Origin of the sequence: Streptomyces sp. NPDC020597 (assembly GCF_044335095.1) — a bacterium.
Classification (GTDB): Bacteria; Actinomycetota; Actinomycetes; order Streptomycetales; family Streptomycetaceae; genus Streptomyces.
The window spans coordinates 119,225-134,682 of sequence record NZ_JBIRUL010000015.1; the positions used below are offsets into that span (position 1 = coordinate 119,225).

At 70.3% G+C, this 15,458-nt stretch carries 14 protein-coding genes; 6 read left to right on the forward strand and 8 right to left on the reverse strand.

Annotated elements, in window-relative coordinates:
• Positions 1 to 51: 51 nt before the first annotated feature.
• On the reverse strand, positions 52 to 990 hold the full coding sequence (locus ACH4ZA_RS25090) for a YbhN family protein (protein ID WP_398431751.1): 939 nt from the start codon (positions 988 to 990) through the stop codon (positions 52 to 54).
• Between the two features lie 5 nt (positions 991 to 995).
• Positions 996 to 2,474, reverse strand: coding sequence for a hypothetical protein (locus ACH4ZA_RS25095; RefSeq protein ID WP_398431716.1), 1,479 nt, complete (start codon positions 2,472 to 2,474; stop codon positions 996 to 998).
• Between the two features lie 222 nt (positions 2,475 to 2,696).
• On the opposite strand from ACH4ZA_RS25095, the gene ACH4ZA_RS25100 reads away from it, so the two are divergent.
• Positions 2,697 to 3,488 (forward strand): hypothetical protein, encoded by a 792-nt coding sequence (locus tag ACH4ZA_RS25100; RefSeq protein ID WP_398431717.1) that lies wholly within the window; start codon positions 2,697 to 2,699, stop codon positions 3,486 to 3,488.
• A 113-nt stretch (positions 3,489 to 3,601) separates the two neighbouring features.
• On the opposite strand, the gene ACH4ZA_RS25105 is transcribed toward ACH4ZA_RS25100, so the two are convergent.
• The 5 genes from ACH4ZA_RS25105 to efeU form a co-directional block, all read right to left on the reverse strand.
• Positions 3,602 to 4,873, reverse strand: a complete 1,272-nt coding sequence (locus ACH4ZA_RS25105; protein WP_382173943.1) for a hypothetical protein — start codon at positions 4,871 to 4,873, stop codon at positions 3,602 to 3,604.
• A 38-nt stretch (positions 4,874 to 4,911) separates the two neighbouring features.
• Entirely contained in the window at positions 4,912 to 6,180 is a 1,269-nt protein-coding gene (locus tag ACH4ZA_RS25110) for a sensor histidine kinase (RefSeq protein ID WP_398431718.1), read from the reverse strand.
• Positions 6,171 to 6,824, reverse strand: coding sequence for a response regulator transcription factor (locus ACH4ZA_RS25115; protein ID WP_398431719.1), 654 nt, complete (start codon positions 6,822 to 6,824; stop codon positions 6,171 to 6,173). Before ACH4ZA_RS25115 ends, ACH4ZA_RS25110 begins: the two co-directional genes overlap by 10 nt.
• Positions 6,825 to 7,275: 451 nt before the next feature.
• Positions 7,276 to 8,556 carry an iron uptake transporter deferrochelatase/peroxidase subunit gene (gene efeB / locus ACH4ZA_RS25120; RefSeq protein ID WP_398431720.1) on the reverse strand — a complete coding sequence of 427 codons (1,281 nt, stop codon included), beginning with the start codon at positions 8,554 to 8,556 and terminating at the stop codon, positions 7,276 to 7,278.
• A 53-nt stretch (positions 8,557 to 8,609) separates the two neighbouring features.
• Complete coding sequence (efeU, locus tag ACH4ZA_RS25125; RefSeq protein WP_398431721.1) at positions 8,610 to 10,667, reverse strand: iron uptake transporter permease EfeU; 2,058 nt, start codon at positions 10,665 to 10,667, stop codon at positions 8,610 to 8,612.
• Positions 10,668 to 11,122: 455 nt separating this feature from the next.
• On the opposite strand from efeU, the gene ACH4ZA_RS25130 reads away from it, so the two are divergent.
• Positions 11,123 to 11,257, forward strand: a complete 135-nt coding sequence (locus ACH4ZA_RS25130; protein ID WP_398431722.1) for a DUF5937 family protein — start codon at positions 11,123 to 11,125, stop codon at positions 11,255 to 11,257.
• Positions 11,258 to 11,426: 169 nt separating this feature from the next.
• Here ACH4ZA_RS25130 and ACH4ZA_RS25135 read toward each other — a convergent pair whose 3' ends face one another.
• The gene (locus ACH4ZA_RS25135) at positions 11,427 to 11,564 is read right to left on the reverse strand and encodes a hypothetical protein (RefSeq protein WP_334478306.1); all 138 of its coding nucleotides are present in this window, start codon (positions 11,562 to 11,564) and stop codon (positions 11,427 to 11,429) included.
• A 403-nt stretch (positions 11,565 to 11,967) separates the two neighbouring features.
• On the opposite strand from ACH4ZA_RS25135, the gene ACH4ZA_RS25140 reads away from it, so the two are divergent.
• The 4 genes from ACH4ZA_RS25140 to ACH4ZA_RS25155 all read left to right on the forward strand — a co-directional run bounded on the left by ACH4ZA_RS25140 (position 11,968) and on the right by ACH4ZA_RS25155 (position 14,934).
• On the forward strand, positions 11,968 to 12,144 hold the full coding sequence (locus tag ACH4ZA_RS25140; RefSeq protein WP_398431723.1) for a hypothetical protein: 177 nt from the start codon (positions 11,968 to 11,970) through the stop codon (positions 12,142 to 12,144).
• 462 nt (positions 12,145 to 12,606) lie between these two features.
• A complete protein-coding gene (locus ACH4ZA_RS25145) occupies positions 12,607 to 13,506 on the forward strand; it encodes a serine hydrolase (protein ID WP_398431724.1) in 900 nt (299 codons plus the stop codon).
• A 353-nt stretch (positions 13,507 to 13,859) separates the two neighbouring features.
• A complete protein-coding gene (locus ACH4ZA_RS25150; protein ID WP_398431725.1) occupies positions 13,860 to 14,009 on the forward strand; it encodes a hypothetical protein in 150 nt (49 codons plus the stop codon).
• 574 nt (positions 14,010 to 14,583) lie between these two features.
• Positions 14,584 to 14,934, forward strand: a complete 351-nt coding sequence (locus ACH4ZA_RS25155) for a hypothetical protein (protein WP_398431726.1) — start codon at positions 14,584 to 14,586, stop codon at positions 14,932 to 14,934.
• The last annotated feature ends 524 nt before the right edge of the window (positions 14,935 to 15,458 follow it).

The window sequence follows — 15,458 nt, forward strand, 5'->3', positions numbered from 1 at the left end:
CAGGGACGTGCGGGGCCGCTGGAGGCGACCGAGTGAGGGCGTTCCGCCGTCTCAGAGCGCCGACCGGCGGGCAAGCAACCCCAGGACCAGCAGTCCCGGTGCCATCGGCAGCCAGCCGGTGAGCAGGCGGTAACCGATGACCGCCGAGATCGCCGTCTGCCCCGGCGCTCCGGCGGCCGTGAGCGCGAAGGCGAGCGCGGCGTCCAGCGACCCCAGTCCACCGGGCGTGGGAAGCAGAGCCGCCGCCCCGCTGGCCACAAGGTACGCCATCACCACATGGCTCGTGGGCAACGCGAGCCCGAGCGCGTGGACCACGGCCACGACCACAGCCGCGTGCAGCAACGCGAACGCGACCGAGCCGCCCCACAGCGCGCAGGCCCGCCCTCGGGAGCGATGCACCTCCCGCACGTCGGTCACGGCCCGCCCCACCGCCCGCCTGATCCGACCGCTGGCCATCAACGCCGCCCCGACGGCCGCCCCCACCACCGGCACCAGGACCAGCACGTGCGGGACCCGCTCCGACAGCGGGACAGCGCCCGGTGACGCCACCAGCAGGACGACACCCAGCACGCACCGGACGATCCCGCCGACAGCCGCCTTCACCGCCAGCGCGGTCGCCGAGCGCCTGGTGGACAGGCCGCACCGCGTCAGGAACCGCAGGTTGACCAAGCTCGCCCCTGCTCCCGCGGGCAGGATGTGGTTGGCGGCGCACGCCGCGAGCTGAGCGGCCACCAGCCGTCCCTTCGGCAGCCGCTCGACGACCGCCCCCTGCTGCGCCACAGCCGAGCACACCCACGTGGCGAGAGTGGCGAAGCAGGCGAGCACGAGCCATTCCCCGTCGGCGGCGGCCAGTTGGTCGGTACCGCTGTCGAGGGTGGCCCGGTGCGCCGCGAGGGTGCCGCCGGCGGTGACGAGCACCGCGAGGGTGATGCCCAGCCGGACGTACGGGCGCCTGCCCGCGGTCGCGGTCACGCTGTCGGACACGGTCACCACGGTCACCGCCCCTGCCGGACGAAGGGAGCGACGTAGGCGTGGAGAACGCCGGCCCGCTCCATGGACCAGGTACGCGCGTAGGCGGGCGGGCGGTCGCCGGACCGGGTGAGGACGGCGAGGGGGGTCCGGTGGGCGGCCCGGGCCAGTGCGGCCGCGGTGGTGCTGGTGTCGTGGCCGTCGGTCTGTGCCGAGCCGCAACCGGTGTAGAAGGCGATGGGCACGGCCTCGTAGCCGCTGAGCAGGCACGGCGGCCGTACGCCGAGCGTGTGGAGGGCCGAGGCGGTGCGGAACCAGTTGTCACGGGTCGCGGCGGAACTTCGCAGAGTACGTTCCAGGACGACGTACTGCACGGCCAGATGAGCCGCAAGGCAGGATGCGACGAGGCCCACAGCGACGGTGCGCCCGGTCCTCCGACGTGGGGTGCTGACCAGGTGAGCGAGGCCATGGGCGACGGGGAGGGCGAGCAGGGCGTAGGCGGGCAGCAGGAAGCGGGGGGCCGCGTAGCCGATGAGGAACAGGTAGGGGACGGCGGCCGTGGCCGCGCAGGCCAGCGGCAGCAGGACGGGCAGGGCGCGGCGGGCGCGGACGGCGCCGAGCGCGGCGAGGACGGGCAGCGCGAACCACCACAGGGTCTCCACCAGGTTGGGGGCCGATCCGGTGCAGGGACGGCAAAGGGTACGCCCGCCGAGACTGTGCCACTGGTCGACGACCGCCAGGTGCAGACCGAGACCGCCCTGGATGCGGGAGGCGTCGGAGAGGCGTTGCGCGAGGCCGCCGTAGCTCACGTACGCCTCGATCACCCACTCACCAGCACCTGCCAGCAGGCCGGCGGCCAGTACGACGAGGAGGCGGGGGCGGCGCAGGGCGAGGGCGAGCAGGGGAAGCACCACGTAGACGGCGTCCATCGGGCGCATCCACGCCATCAGTGCCGCGCCCGCGAACACACCCCACAGTCCTGCCCGGTCCCCTGAGTCCGCGCGGGCACGCAGGAAGCAGCCGACGCAGGCCAGGGCGCCGAGGGCGACCCAGTAGTTGGGCATTGCCTGCGGGCCGTAGAACAGGGTCACCCAGAGGGAGGCGAACAGGGCACCCGCCAGCGCCAGGACGCGCGGCATGACCTGGGCTCGCCAGACGCGCAGGGCGAAGTAAAGGGCCAGACCGGAGAGGACCGCCAGGTAGATCCTGAGGAGGGCGGTGGAGTCGGACCACGACGCGATCGGCGCGGCGAGCAGAGAGATGCCGCGGGCGCGGGGCGCGCTGAAGAAGGCGGCGGGAACCTGGCCGCTGACCTGGCTGACGTAGACCGTCTCGTCCCAGCCGAGACCAAGATCCGGTCGTACGAGGACGAGCTGGGCGAGTGTGAAAGCCCCCGCGACCGCCGCGAGCCAAGGTTCGCCCCACCGGCGCCGAGGCCGGGCCGACCAGGGCGGGCAGCCGGTGCGGATGGCACCGGTCATCGTGACGTTCGAGCCGTCGGCCATCCTGCACCTTTCGTCGTCACGCGCCCCGGAAGCATGAGCTCCTACACGTCGTAGGAGGTCAATTCGCCGTACGGCTCGTCGGTTGGAGACGGGTGAGAGGAGTCGTCTCCCTCATCCCTGTCCACGGTGAGGGGAGGGCGGGCCGCAGCCCACGCGGGAGGCCCGAACGGCGTAGGGGACCGTTCAGGTTGCGTTCATGCTCGGAGTGCGATCGTGCGGATCATGACCGCGGAACCTGTCCTCGACGAGCGCCCCCTCACCCCCGCACGCCGACTGGCGAACAAGGTGCCGGAGGTGACCGTCTATTTCTGGATCATCAAGGTGCTGACCACCGGCATGGGCGAGACGGCATCGGACCTCCTGGCCCGCACGCTCGGCCCGATCCCGGCGGTGGCGCTCGGCGGCCTCGCCCTCGCGGCGTCCCTGGCCGTGCAGTTCACGGTCCGCCGGTATGTCGCCTGGGCCTACTGGACCGCCGTCGTCATGGTCAGCGTCTTCGGCACCATGGCCGCCGATGTCCTGCACGTCGGCCTCGGTGTGCCGTACGGCGTCTCGACCCCGGCGTTCCTCGTCATGCTGGCCGCGGTCTTCGGCCTCTGGTACGCGAGCGAGCACACCCTCTCCATCCACACGATCCGGACGCGGCGCCGTGAGGCGTTCTACTGGGCGGCCGTCCTGGCAACCTTCGCCCTCGGCACCGCCACGGGCGATCTCACCGCCACCGCCGGCTTCGGCTACCTGGGCTCTGTCGCCCTCTTCGCAGTCGCCATCTGCGTACCCGCCCTGGCCCACCGCTTCGGGGCCCTCGGCGCGGTGACCGCTTTCTGGACCGCCTATGTGATCACCCGCCCCCTCGGAGCCTCCCTCGCCGACTGGATGGCCCTCCCCCACACCCGCGGCGGCCTCGCCCTCGGCCTGGCACCGGTCACCCTCGCCTGGACGGTGGCGATCATCGGATTCGTCGGCTACCTGGCCGTGTCACAGCCCGACAGGGGCGCGCACGCGGCGGTATGAGGTGAGGCCGCGGAACGTGTCGGCCCGGTGTGCTGCTGTGGGACACGGGGCGGTCGGAGCCATCGGCACCGGCTTGGACCGCCCCGACGGGGTTCGCGGAGGGGGGTGGACGGTCAGCCCATGTCCGTCAGGAGGGCGCTCAGTTCCTTCTCCTGCTGCGCGGGCGGCATCGGCGGGTTCGAGTGGTCGATGCCGAAGGTCCCCAGCACCTTGTCCATCTGGGCGTCGATGGAGGTCCACCCGGTCTCGTCCAGCGGCTCCAGGGCGGCCTGGTCGGCATCCCACAGGTCACGCAACGACTGTGCGGCCGTGTGCGCACCCTTCGCGTCCCCCGAGCGTGCGTCCTTGAGCGAGGTGGAGGCGAGCGCCTTCAGAGCGGCGACCTTGGCGGGCGGGAACTTCTTCACCGCCTCGCCTGGGGCCATCTGGACCGCGGAGGTGTTGTCCTCCTCCGGCGCGGGGCCGGTGTGCGGCTGGCTGTGGGCCCAGATCAGCAGGCCCGCGGTGGCGACGGCGAGCAGTGCGAAGCCGGCCAGACCGACGCGCTCCTTTCGCCGGTCGCCGGTGGTGTGGGTGGCGTGGGCGGCCTCGTAGGTCTCGGTCACGTCCGAGCGCGTCACCGTCAGGTAGACCACGGTCGCCAGGATCAGGCCGAGGAAGATCAGGCTGGTGGTGAAGGTGCCCAGCGCGAGGCCGGTCGGCTCGCCCGGCTGGGCGACCTTCGGGGAGGCGAGCCAGTCTCCGATGTTCGCGCCCAGCGGGCGGGTCAGGATGTAGGCGAGCCAGAAGGACAGCACGGGGTTCGCGCCGAACTTCCACAGCAGCGTGATCGCGGCGATGAGGCCGAGCGGCAGCAGCACCGAGGCGCCCGGGCTCCAGCCGGTGAGCTCGAGGGTCCAGTCGCCGGTCGCGGTGCCGAGCGCGAACGTGACGAGTACGGCGAGCCAGTAGAATGACTCGCGCGGAAGCGTGGTGACCGAGTGGATCGACAGCGTGCGCTCGCGCAGCCACCACACGCCGAAGACCACGGCGAGCAGCACCGAGAAGACCGCGGAGCTGATCCACAGCGGCACGTTGAGCTGGTCGGTGAGGATGTCGGTGTACAGGGTCCCCGTGACGCTGACAACGACCACGGTCAGCCAGTAGGGGAACGGTACGTACCGCTTCAGCCGCAGCTGGACGGCCAGGACCACTACGAACACCCCGGTGAAGATCCAGGCCGTGTTCACCAGGCCGACGCCCAGCTTCATGTTGATCCAGTCGGCGAAGCTCTCACCCACGGTGGTGCACAGGATCTTGATCACCCAGAACCAGATGGTGACCTCGGGGACCTTGTTGAGCATGAGATGCCCGCTGCGCGTGCGCGCTTCCGCTGTCGTTGTCATGCCGCCAGGTTCACGCGGGGAACCTGCAAGCAACCTGACTACGTGATCGCGCGCACGGCCGGGAGCGTCACCTCGACATGACCGCGGCCGTCCGCGATCGCGCGGACCTCCGCACCGGCCGAGGCGGCGATGCGCCGGACCACCGGGAGCCCCAGCCCATATCCGTCACCGCGGGTCACACCCGCTTCGAAGACCCGCTCGACGTCCGCAGGATCGATGCCCGGGCCGTCGTCCAGGACATCGACCACGACGGCCGCACCCTGGTTGCGCGCGGTGATCCACACACGCGTCTTCGCATGCCGCAGGCCGTTCTCCAGCAGGGGTGACAGCAGCGACACGGCGACGTCGGGCGCCACGGCCACCTCGATCTTCGCGGGAAAGGCGACCTCGACCGCGCGGCCGCCGATCGCCTGCCGCGCGGCGGAGCGCAGATCGCACCGGGTGCCCTCGTCCGTGCGGGCGCGCGCGGCGCGCAGGATCGTCGTGATCGCCGCGTCGAGGCGGTCGACCTCGCTCAGGACCGCCTCCGGCGGCACCGGCTCGCCGGACAGCTGCGCCAGCTGCGCCTCGCCCCGCAGGACCGTGAGCGGTGTCCGCAGCTCGTGGGCGATCTCGTCGGTGAGCCGGCGCTCGTCCGCCAGTGCGTTGTCGACGCGCTCCAGGAGGCGGTCCAGCGTCTGTCCCAGTTCCCCGAACTCATCCCGGGGGACGCCGAGGTTGAAGCGGCGCCCGGGTTCGTGATGGCCCCAGTCGTCGGCGAGGGCGGCCATTTCGTGCACGACCCGCAGCGCGCGGTGCACCACGAGATGCGCGACACCGCCGGCGAGGACGATCGTGAGGCCGCCCAGGATCAGCGACAAGGTCAGACTGCGCTGCTCGGACGTCTCATAGGGCGTGAGGTCCACCCTCACGACCACCATGACGTGGTGGCCGTCGACGGGAACCTGCCGCGCGTACAGGAGGGAGTCGCCGACGGTCGCGGTCTGCGAACGCCCCGAGTCCACCAGCTCCTCGACACGCCTGACCACGCTCGCCGGCACGTTCCCGTCGATCAGGCGGCCGTCGGCATACACCCAGGCGACCTCGTCCAGCGCCTCGCTGTCGTTCTCCGTGAGCACGACACGGCCGCCTTTGGCAGTGACGTTCGCCGCGACCGCCTCGGCTCGCGTACGGGCCAGATCGTGTGCGTCGGCGTCCGTCACCCTGCTCAGCAGCACGTGCGAGACGACGACCAGGATGGCGACCACGGCGGTGGCGATCAGGACGGTGAGCGCGACGACGCTTCTGCGGAATCCCGTCACTGCCATCGGTAGCCCACGCCTCGGACGGTCGCCAGACGCTCGGCCACGCCCAGCGGACCGAGCTTGGTCCGCAGCCGGCGCACATAGGAGTCGAGGGTGTTGTCGCTGACGTGCGCCCCGTGCGGCCAGCCGGCGGCGACGAGGGCGTGGCGGCGCACCGCGTCGCCCTGCGAGGCGATCAAGCGGCCCAGCAGACGGAACTCGGTCGGGGTCAGGCTCATGCTCACCGCATCGTAGGTCACCACGTGCTTCGCCGGATCGAGGACGACCTCGTGCGATGCGGGCGCCACGGTGGCCCGGCGCAGCAGGGCCCGGACGCGGACCAGCAGTTCCGGGATGTCGAAGGGTTTGGTCATGTAGTCGTCGGCGCCCGCCTCGAAGCCGCCCACCTTGTGATGCAGACCGTCCAGGGCGGTGAGCATCAACACCGGCACGTCGACGCCGCGAGCCCTCAGGGCCAGGCAGACGTCGCGGCCGTCGGCGTCGGGCAGCCCGAGATCCAGGACGACCAGCTGGGGCGCCGGTGCGAGCTGCCGTAGCAGGCTGTCTGCCGTGGCAGCGACGGAAACGGTGTGACCGTCGTGCTCCAGCGCACGCTTGAGGATGCCGCGAACCGCCGCGTCGTCTTCGCACACCAGGATGAAAGCCACGTGCCGACCCTAGATTCCCGCATCTCAATACTCCATCTTCCCCGGCCGGGTACTTGACGCCGGGGCGCGGCCAGCCGAGGGCAGCTCGACTACATAGTCCTCCAGGTCGCCGACGGTCTCGCGCACGCCGCGTCCGTCGGCGTCAGCCGCGATCTCACTGTGCGTGACGTGGCGCGGCGTAGCGGCTCAGGGCCATGGCTCTCGCCTGCGCCGCCCCCTTCATGGGAGTCGTGGCCGTCCTGTCCGTGACGGCGCCCCGTCTCGTGCCGGCTCCGTTCTCCACAGGGGTGAGGGGACCGCGACCGACACGGCCGTCCCGCTCCTGCCATCGCCGCCGTTCTGCAGTGCTTCGACTGTGCGCGCAACATCGGGGTGGGCCTGCTGCACGGCCTCGACGACATCAGGGGCAGATTTCGGGCCACCGTCGTCGGTGGTCGGTGAAGGGCGCCGCTCAGGCTTCCAGCAAGGTGCGCCCGAGCCAGTCGGAGGAGTTACGGGCGCCGGGCAGGGCGTAGAAGTAGCCGCCGCCGGTGGGGAGGATGTAGTCGACGAGGGGTTCGTCGATCAGGCGGGTCTGGGTTGCTTCGAACTGCCGTTCGACGTCCTGCTGGTAGCAGCAGAAGACCAGCCCCATGTCGAGGTTGCCGACGTTGTCGACGCCGCGGTCGTAGTTGTAACCGCGGCGCAGGATGCGGGAGCTGTCGGTGGCGGCGGTACGCGGGTTGGCCAGCCGAATATGGGCGTCCAGCGGGATCGCGTTGCCCTTGGGATCCTGGGCGTACTGGGGGATGTCGGTCTCCTGAGCGCCGTCCAGCGGGGCTCCGGTGTCCTTGCGGCGGCCGAACATCAGCTCCTGCTCGCTCAGCGACACCCGGTCCCAGAACTCCACCAGCATCCGGATGATCCGGATCACCTGGTAGCTGCCGCCCCTCGCCCAGACGGGCTCGCCCTGGCCGTCGCCGACCCAGATCAGGCGGTTGGTCTCGCGGGCCGAGGACACGTCCGGGTTGGCGATGCCGTCCTTGAAGCCGAGCAGGTTGCGCTGGGCGCCGGTGGGACGCGGGGTGTTCTGGAACCCGTCGATGCGCCACTTGATCTGCATGGCGCCGCGGGTGTGCCTGGCGATGTCGCGCAGCGCGTGCAGCACGGTGTCCTGGCGGTCGGCGCAGATCTGCAGGGAGAGGTCGCCGTGACACTCGGCGGGGTCGAGGCTGTCGTTGGGGAAGGTCCGCATCGGTGTGAGGCGGACCGGCTTGGCCCTGGCGAGGCCGTAGCGTCCGTCGAAGAGGGAGGCGCCGACACCGACGGTGACGGTGAGCGCGTCGGCGGGGACGGTCGGGCCGAGGATGCCGTTGTCGGAGGGCGGGGCGCCAACGCCCAGGTCGGCGGGAATGCCGCCCTCGGTGAGGAAACGGGCCCGCTCCGTGATCGTCCTGAACAGGCCGGCCAGTTCCGCGCGGGACGGCGCGATGACGTCGAAGGAGACGAACGTGGCCGCCGTCGGAGTGGGGGTGAGGATGCCGGCCTGGTGCGCACCGTGGAAGGGCACCTTGGCCGCGTTCGTGGTGCCCGCGGCCTGCGCCCGGGGTGCGTCTGTCTGGCTGAGGGCGAACCCTCCGCCCGCCAGGACGGCGCCGGCGGCCCCGGCGCCGAGCGCCGACTTCACGAAGGAGCGGCGGCCGTGACCGGCGGGGCAGCCGCCCGGCGGGGCGGGCGTTTCGGCGGACGGCATCGGTTGATTCCCTTCCATGGATGCGGGCGCTGGTGCGGAGTGCTCGGCGGTCATCAGGCGGCCTTCCTGATCTCCAGGAGGTCCGGGACGGGCGCCACGTCCTCAAGAAGCTGTCCGGTGGCTCCGTTGATCCGGGCCCGGGAAGTGGCGTCCAGGCGGTCCACGGGGGTCCAGGCGGTGCCGTGCTGCGCGGCGTCGAGGAGCGTCTGCAGACGGGCGATGTCCGCGTCGACGCTCGGCAGCAGCTCGGGCGCGCGAGTGGTCAGCAGCGGCCTGAGTACGGTGAGCAGCTCGCGAGTGCCGGCCAGGTTGGCGCCGGCGGTGGCGAGGTTGGTGCCGCTGCCCTCGTCGGTGTCGCCGGTGAGCTCGAACTGGAGGGTATTCTCCAGGATCTCGTGGGCGCGCAGCGGCAGGTCCGACGAGGCGAAGTCCTGGCTGGGGAACGCCTTCTGCAACCCGGCGGCCGAGGCGACGAGCTGGTCGGCCGGGGCCTCGAGGCTCGCGGCCGACTCGCCGTGCCACAGGCCGTACTCGAGGCGGTGAAACCCGGCGAAGTCCTTGTCCCGCTCGCCGCCCGGAAGGCCGTCGGCCCGGCCGTTGACCATCTTGTCGAAGTCCTCGAAGGTGCCGTAGGCGGCTCCGAGGGAGGAGTACGTGAGGTGCGCGGTGAGCCAGTCGATGCGGGCCTTGTCGAGGTGGTTGCCCTTGATGTCGTCGTCGAGGGTGCGGGTCTGCACGACAAGGGTGGCCAGGCCGTGGTTGACGTACGCCTTGTACTCCTGGAGCGGGGCGGCGAGGTCCTCCTCGGAGACCGGTACGACGGCCTTGGCGCTGCCGCCGCCGGTGACGCGGACGGCCTTGGAGGTGACGGCGGTCCCTCCGGTGGGCACGCAACGCCAGGCGTAGGTGCCGCCGGCGACGGTAGCGACAAGGGCGCGGGTGGTGCCCGGGGCCAGTCCCTCGATCTCGCCGTAGACGGCACTCGTCGACGGGTCGATCAGGTATACCTCGGACGTCTTGCCGCCGGTGTTGTGCATCTGGAAGGTCTGCCGACCCGGTTTGGGCGCGGTGAAGCCGTTGCCGCACTCCTTGTCGGAGACGGCGATGGTCTGCGCGGCGGTGGGCTTGGGGCGGCCGAGGGCGACAGCGAGCGAGGCGATCACCACGGGGACGGCGACGACGGCGACGGGGACGATCCAGGTGGGACGGCGACGGGGTGCCTTCTCGGCCTTCCCGGCCCGCGACACCGGCTCCTTCGCCGCGTAGGCCTTCGTCGGCTCCGTCGTCGTGGCCCGGGCGGGGGCGCGTACACCGCGGACGAACAGGGTCATGACGACGGCGAGGTAGCCGACGTAGGCGAGGACCTGGAGCCAGGTCATCATCGGGGTCAGGTTGAACACGCCCTGGACAAGGGTGCTGTACCAGGATCCGGTGTCGACGTTGCCGCTCAGGTCGAGGGCGTAGGCCGACTTGCCGGGCAGCACACCGCCTTCCTGCAGGTCGCGGAGGCCGTAGCCGAGGACGCCGGCGGCGATCACGATGAGGACGACGCCGGTGGCGGTGAAGAACTTCGTCAGGTTGATCTTCAGGACGCGGCGATACAGGCCCCAGCACAGGCCGGCCGAAAGGACCAGGCCGATCCCGGCACCGGTGAGGGGGCCGGCGGACTCGCCGGCGGCCTGGGCGGTGGTCCACAGGAACAGTGCCGTCTCCAGGCCCTCACGCCCCACCGCGAGGAAGGAGGTGACGATCAGCACGCCCGCGCCCGTGCCGAGCGCACCGGTGACTTTCTCCTTGAGCTCGCCGGAGAGGCCGCGTGCGGAGCGGCGCATCCAGAAGACCATCGCGGTGACGAACACGACCGCGATCACGCTGAGAGTGCCGCTGAAGGCTTCCTGGGCGGCGGCCGACAGGGAGGCTGCGGTGAAGGTGAGAACCGCGCCGAAGCTCATGGACAGGGCGACGGCTGCCAGGACGCCCGTCCATACCTGCGGCAGACGGGACTTGGCCCCGGCCCGGACCAGGGTGGCGACCAGGATGGAGACGATGAGTCCCGCTTCGAGCCCCTCCCTCAGTTCGATCAGGAAACTCGGAAACGCGTCGTCCCACATACGGCTCTCCCAGCTCCGGCCGAGCCGGTACAAGTTAGCGAAGGCATGCCTTATCCACGCCCGGTCCATCATGACTACAGGCCTGTAGTCAGTTGGTCATGAAGGGGTAACGGCGGAGCAAAGTCCGAGGCGGAGCGTCAGGCGAGACCGAACCAGCCGAGCACCGTCCGGACCAGCCGAGCACCGTCCGGACCAGCAGGATGGCGGACATGGCGACGACTCCGACGCGACCAGGGCGGTCGCCGCCAGGCCGTAGCGAGGGCCGCCAACGGCCTCGCCGAGCAAGGCGCAGCGATGGGCCGGCACCAGGAGTACACCAGAACGACAGAGCTGATCAGGACCTGTAGGACCTGAGCGCCGATGAGCAGTTGGATGACGTCGCCCGGATCGCGTCCGAGACGGGAAAGCCAGCCGAGGTGCTGACGTGAGCAGGCTGCGAACCTACACGTCCCGTCATGCCGGTCGTGATCGTCCTGGAGGGGGCCGCCGCCGACCGCTTGACTGTCACCGTGTCGCTCGCGGAACTGACGGCGAGCTTCCACGTCCTGACCGAACACACCCATCACACCGAACACGCGCTCTGGGCATAGACGACCAGCCGCGACGTCCCGGCCTCACCCCGGGCCGGCCTGCGTCGCTTCGCCCCGCCGTGTACGGCGCTGCGCTGGCGGGGCATCTCCCCGGGGCTGAACGCACCCCTGCCGGAACTGGCGACGGACCGGTGTTCGCCGAACCCACCGCCTACACCTGCGCCAGCGGCTACCGCAGCTTCGGCTTCAGCCGCCTGCTCCACAACCCGGCACGGCCGCCGCGCCGCGCCGGGCGGCCTCCGGTCTGCCGGAACCGCAACCGGCCCTCGCCGAAGACCTGCTGCGCGACCCGAAGCAAACTGCGCACCGACATCCTCGACCTCTGCCGCCGCGTCTTCTTCGCCGGCCTGTGGGCGACGACCGAGCCCGCGCTCACCCGTGCCGCACACCTCGCGCGGCAGCGGCTCGCGGACGAGGGACCGGAGGCGGCCCTGCTCTCATCAGCCCGTCCAGCGCACGGCCGACCGGTCCATCGCGGGTCGCCTTCGACAAGTGCTCCACGCGGTGATCAGCCCGGCCCGTACGCCGATCCTGCTCATCTTCACCCGATACGGCGCCGCCGCACCTGCTCGTGAAGGACGAACCGGAACTCCCACCGGTCGTCCACTTCCCGGTGAAGCCCCGGGGACGGGCGTCACCTTGGCCCGCAGCCGCATGCTCGCGCTCACCGATCCGCGCCGCGTCCGGCTGCGCCGGCTCATCGCCAGGCGATGACCACGGCCGACCTCGCGGGCCAGCAGTCGATGACCCGCCCCCAGGTTTCCCGTTGCCTTCGCGCCCTGGGGCTCGTGCGGGTGGAACGCAACCGGCGCTACGTCCACCACGGTCTCGACCTCGCGGCGGTCGAGCGCATCGGCAGGGACGTGGCCACGGGCCTGCAGCACTGAAGGCGACGGCATGACGACCCGATACCCGATCCTCCGCCACCGCGAACTGCGACCTCGGCTGCGGTGGAGAGGGTGGCGCGAGCGGCGCGCTCCGCTGGTAGCAAGGCCGGTGGAGTCCTCGCGCACGAGATCGACGGGGAGCACAGGACGGGGGCCGACAACACGGCGCGGGCCACGGCCGACTCCGCGGCACATCAGGAGGATCACAAACCGGCCCGCGGCCGATTCCCCTTCCAGCACATAGAGGACACCCGGCATGATCAGAGGAAACGAAGATCGCCATCTCGGGTTTCACGGAACCCGCGACGGAGCCGGTATGCCGAGGCCACGACCGCATGGGCCTTCTCACAATTCGGGCCGGAATGGGTTCGTAGTGACAGGGGCCACTTCACCTCGCGCGCGTTATCTCTACCTTTACCATGCACTTTCCCTTTGTCGACCCACTGCGAGGCCTGCCCGACTATGTCCCGCCCGCGCTCCATACCGTATTCGAAGACCTCAGCCAGGCGCCGCGGAAGCCGCATCGGCGCCTGCACCGGTGTGCTCCTGGCCTCGGTGACGACCCTCGTCTCCCTTGGCGCCCTGCACGCGGCACCCGCTGCCGCCGCGCCCGCGCTGTCGGCGCACACCCAGGCCACGGCCGGCGTCAACGCCGCGATGCAGGCTCAGAGCAAGGCACGCGTGACAGCGGCCGTGCTCCGCCTCGACGCTGGGAGCCGGAAGCCGTCGCTGTACGGCCCGGACGCCCTGTACGACACCGCCAGCATCATCAAGGTCGACATCCTCGCGACACTGCTGCTGCAGGCTCAGGACACGGGCCGACATCTCACCGCCCATGAACGCGCCCTGGCCGAACCGATGATCCGCAACAGCGACAACGCGGCGGCGAACCTCCTGTGGCGCGAGATCGGCCAGGCACCGGGCCTGGATGCGGCCAACAAACGTCTGGGACTGACCTCGACCAAGGGTGGTCACGGCCCGAAGTGGGGGCTGACGCGGACGACGGCGAGTGACCAGATCAGGCTCCTGCTCTCCGTGTACGACGGCGCTGCGACGTCGAAGACTGACTCCCCGCTGAACAAAGAGTCCCGGACCTACGTCCAATCCTTGATGAGCCGTATCGCGAGCGATCAGGCGTGGGGGGTCTCGACGGCCTCCGGCGCGGAGTACGCATTGAAGAACGGCTGGCTGCAGCGCAACACCACCGGACTCTGGGACGTCAACAGCGTCGGCCAGGTGACGGTGGACGGACACCAATACCTCGTCACCGTGCTGTCGGACGGCAGCGCGTCGATGAGCGACGGCATCTCACTGGTGGAGCGGGCGGCCCGACAGGCCGTGACCGCGACCGCCCGCTCCTGATGGGCAGACCCGTCCTACCTGTCCGCACGCGTCACGCCTGAGTCGGTCGCCGACTGGGCTCAACGCCCTCTTGCGCACAGCTTCGGAGGCCGTTCATGAGCGACCTCGCGCCCCCTGCCGCAGGGCTTCTGCACCGAAAAACCGGTGCCCCAGCTCCAGGAGAGCCGGCGCACCTTCGCGGACTACCGCGGCACCTTCACCTTCCTGCTTGGCTTCGCAGAGCGGCGAACCGGACGGCGGCCGACCCGCTTGAGCATCGCCGACCTGGACGCACCGACGAACGGCGCGTTCCTCAAGCACCTCGAAGCAGTCCGCGGCACTCCGCGGCGACCCGCCACGTCTGTCACACCGCGATGCGCTCGTTCCCGCACTACGAGGCCTACGGACACCCGAACGCGCGGCGCGATCCAGCGGGGCGCGAACGCTTCGACCGGGCCAAGGTCAACCACCTCACCACCACCGAGACCGACGCCCTCGTCGCGGCACCGGACCGCAGCCCCTGAAGCGGACGCCGCGACCACGCCCTGCTCCCATAATCGGCTGCAAACCTGCTAAATAGTGGCCTATGGCTGAAAATCGATCAAAAGGATATTCGGGCTTGTCATTACCCAGCCCAGCCCCTGGGTGCGGCGTCTCTCGCCAGAGCCGGGGCCGCTCCGTCAGGCGTACAGGGCTCTCGTTCCCGCGCCGTGGCGGCCCGGCGCACCTTCCGGGCAAGGAGGGGACTGATTGATGCGTGACTTCGGACAGCCGGCATCACCGGTCGGTCGCCGGACGATACCGCTGGCGGCGGGTGGAATGGCATTCGGCGCCGCAGGCTGTTCCAGTGACCGCCCTCATGCCACCGCAGCGGAAAGCCCCGGAAGCCCGTCGGGACTCGCGCGCGCCACGTCGTGGCATCCCAGCCCTGATGATGTCGATCCGCAGGTCAAGCCGCGCGCCATACAGCTCATCGAGGCTCTCGGCAACTGGCGCGTCGGGGGAAGATGACGCGATTCCCCAGGGTGTCGTCCCTGAGATCGGGCACCGGCCCCTTGCCGTGGGAACCTGGATGGATGGCTGATCGTCCTCTTGGGCATGCCTCGAGTGCTCATTCTTGGAATCGACCCACGTGCAGTGCCCGGTATGGACGGAGACGCCCTTCGAGCGGCCCTTGACCAGGAACTGGCGCGATTCGGCAAACACGCCATCGATGCGTCCATGACGCTGATCGAGCTGGATGAGTCGGCAGAGCCGGCGATCGTCGCAGCACTGTCCGAGCACGACTGGGACGTCGTCGTCATCGGGGGTGGGATCCGCAAGCCGGAACCGCTTCTGCCGCTCTTTGAGCAGGTCGTGAATCTGGTCCGGCGTCATGCGCCGAAGGCTGCGATCGCGTTCAACACGAGCGGCGGCGACAGCGTCGAGTCAGCCAAGCGGTGGCTGTAAGCCCGAAGTCGCCGACAGGCTTCGGCGGCGGTGGAAGTGTGGGCTCAGGGCCGCGAGTCCGGCCGGGCAAGGCCAAGGTGATGGCCCCGCCCTTGAGAACGATCAGTCCCGCTGGGCTTCGAGGGAGGCCGACTGCCCGCTTCTCCGGGTGCTTCGACGGGTGATTCGCCTGGTCATCAAGGTGATCGCGGCCCAGGTGACGAGCGATTCCGAGTGCTGGATGAGCCGTTCGTAGTCCCGCGCCCACGGATAGTGGTCGCAGACCTCCGGAAATCCTGCGTCCCCAACACGTCCCCACGATCATGAAAATGAGGTCAAGGAGATGGTGCTGTCTTCGACAACCTGTCTCGGCACCACTTGGGCAACGAGATCGGGCGCCACCCATGCCACCCGGAGCCTGGCGTCGACATACGGGCTGAGCTGGGTACTTCCCCCTGTCGCTGCCGTCTTTGGCAGTCGGAAGTGGCGCCCGTTTCCGTTGCCCGAGTGGTGCTCAAACGACTTGCCCAAAACAATGGTGCCGG

What these genes read in the sequence shown, in the direction of transcription:
- ACH4ZA_RS25100 (WP_398431717.1), top strand. Translation starts at nt 2,697, where the DNA reads ATGACCGCGGAACCTGTCCTCGACGAGCGCCCCCTCACCCCCGCACGC.
- ACH4ZA_RS25145 (WP_398431724.1), top strand. Translation starts at nt 12,607, where the DNA reads ATGTCCCGCCCGCGCTCCATACCGTATTCGAAGACCTCAGCCAGGCGC.
- efeU (WP_398431721.1), bottom strand. Translation starts at nt 10,667, where the DNA reads ATGTGGGACGACGCGTTTCCGAGTTTCCTGATCGAACTGAGGGAGGGG.
- ACH4ZA_RS25105 (WP_382173943.1), bottom strand. Translation starts at nt 4,873, where the DNA reads ATGACAACGACAGCGGAAGCGCGCACGCGCAGCGGGCATCTCATGCTC.
- ACH4ZA_RS25095 (WP_398431716.1), bottom strand. Translation starts at nt 2,474, where the DNA reads ATGGCCGACGGCTCGAACGTCACGATGACCGGTGCCATCCGCACCGGC.
- ACH4ZA_RS25130 (WP_398431722.1), top strand. Translation starts at nt 11,123, where the DNA reads ATGCCGGTCGTGATCGTCCTGGAGGGGGCCGCCGCCGACCGCTTGACT.
- ACH4ZA_RS25150 (WP_398431725.1), top strand. Translation starts at nt 13,860, where the DNA reads ATGCGCTCGTTCCCGCACTACGAGGCCTACGGACACCCGAACGCGCGG.
- ACH4ZA_RS25140 (WP_398431723.1), top strand. Translation starts at nt 11,968, where the DNA reads ATGACCACGGCCGACCTCGCGGGCCAGCAGTCGATGACCCGCCCCCAG.
- efeB (WP_398431720.1), bottom strand. Translation starts at nt 8,556, where the DNA reads ATGCCGTCCGCCGAAACGCCCGCCCCGCCGGGCGGCTGCCCCGCCGGT.
- ACH4ZA_RS25110 (WP_398431718.1), bottom strand. Translation starts at nt 6,180, where the DNA reads ATGGCAGTGACGGGATTCCGCAGAAGCGTCGTCGCGCTCACCGTCCTG.
- ACH4ZA_RS25155 (WP_398431726.1), top strand. Translation starts at nt 14,584, where the DNA reads ATGCCTCGAGTGCTCATTCTTGGAATCGACCCACGTGCAGTGCCCGGT.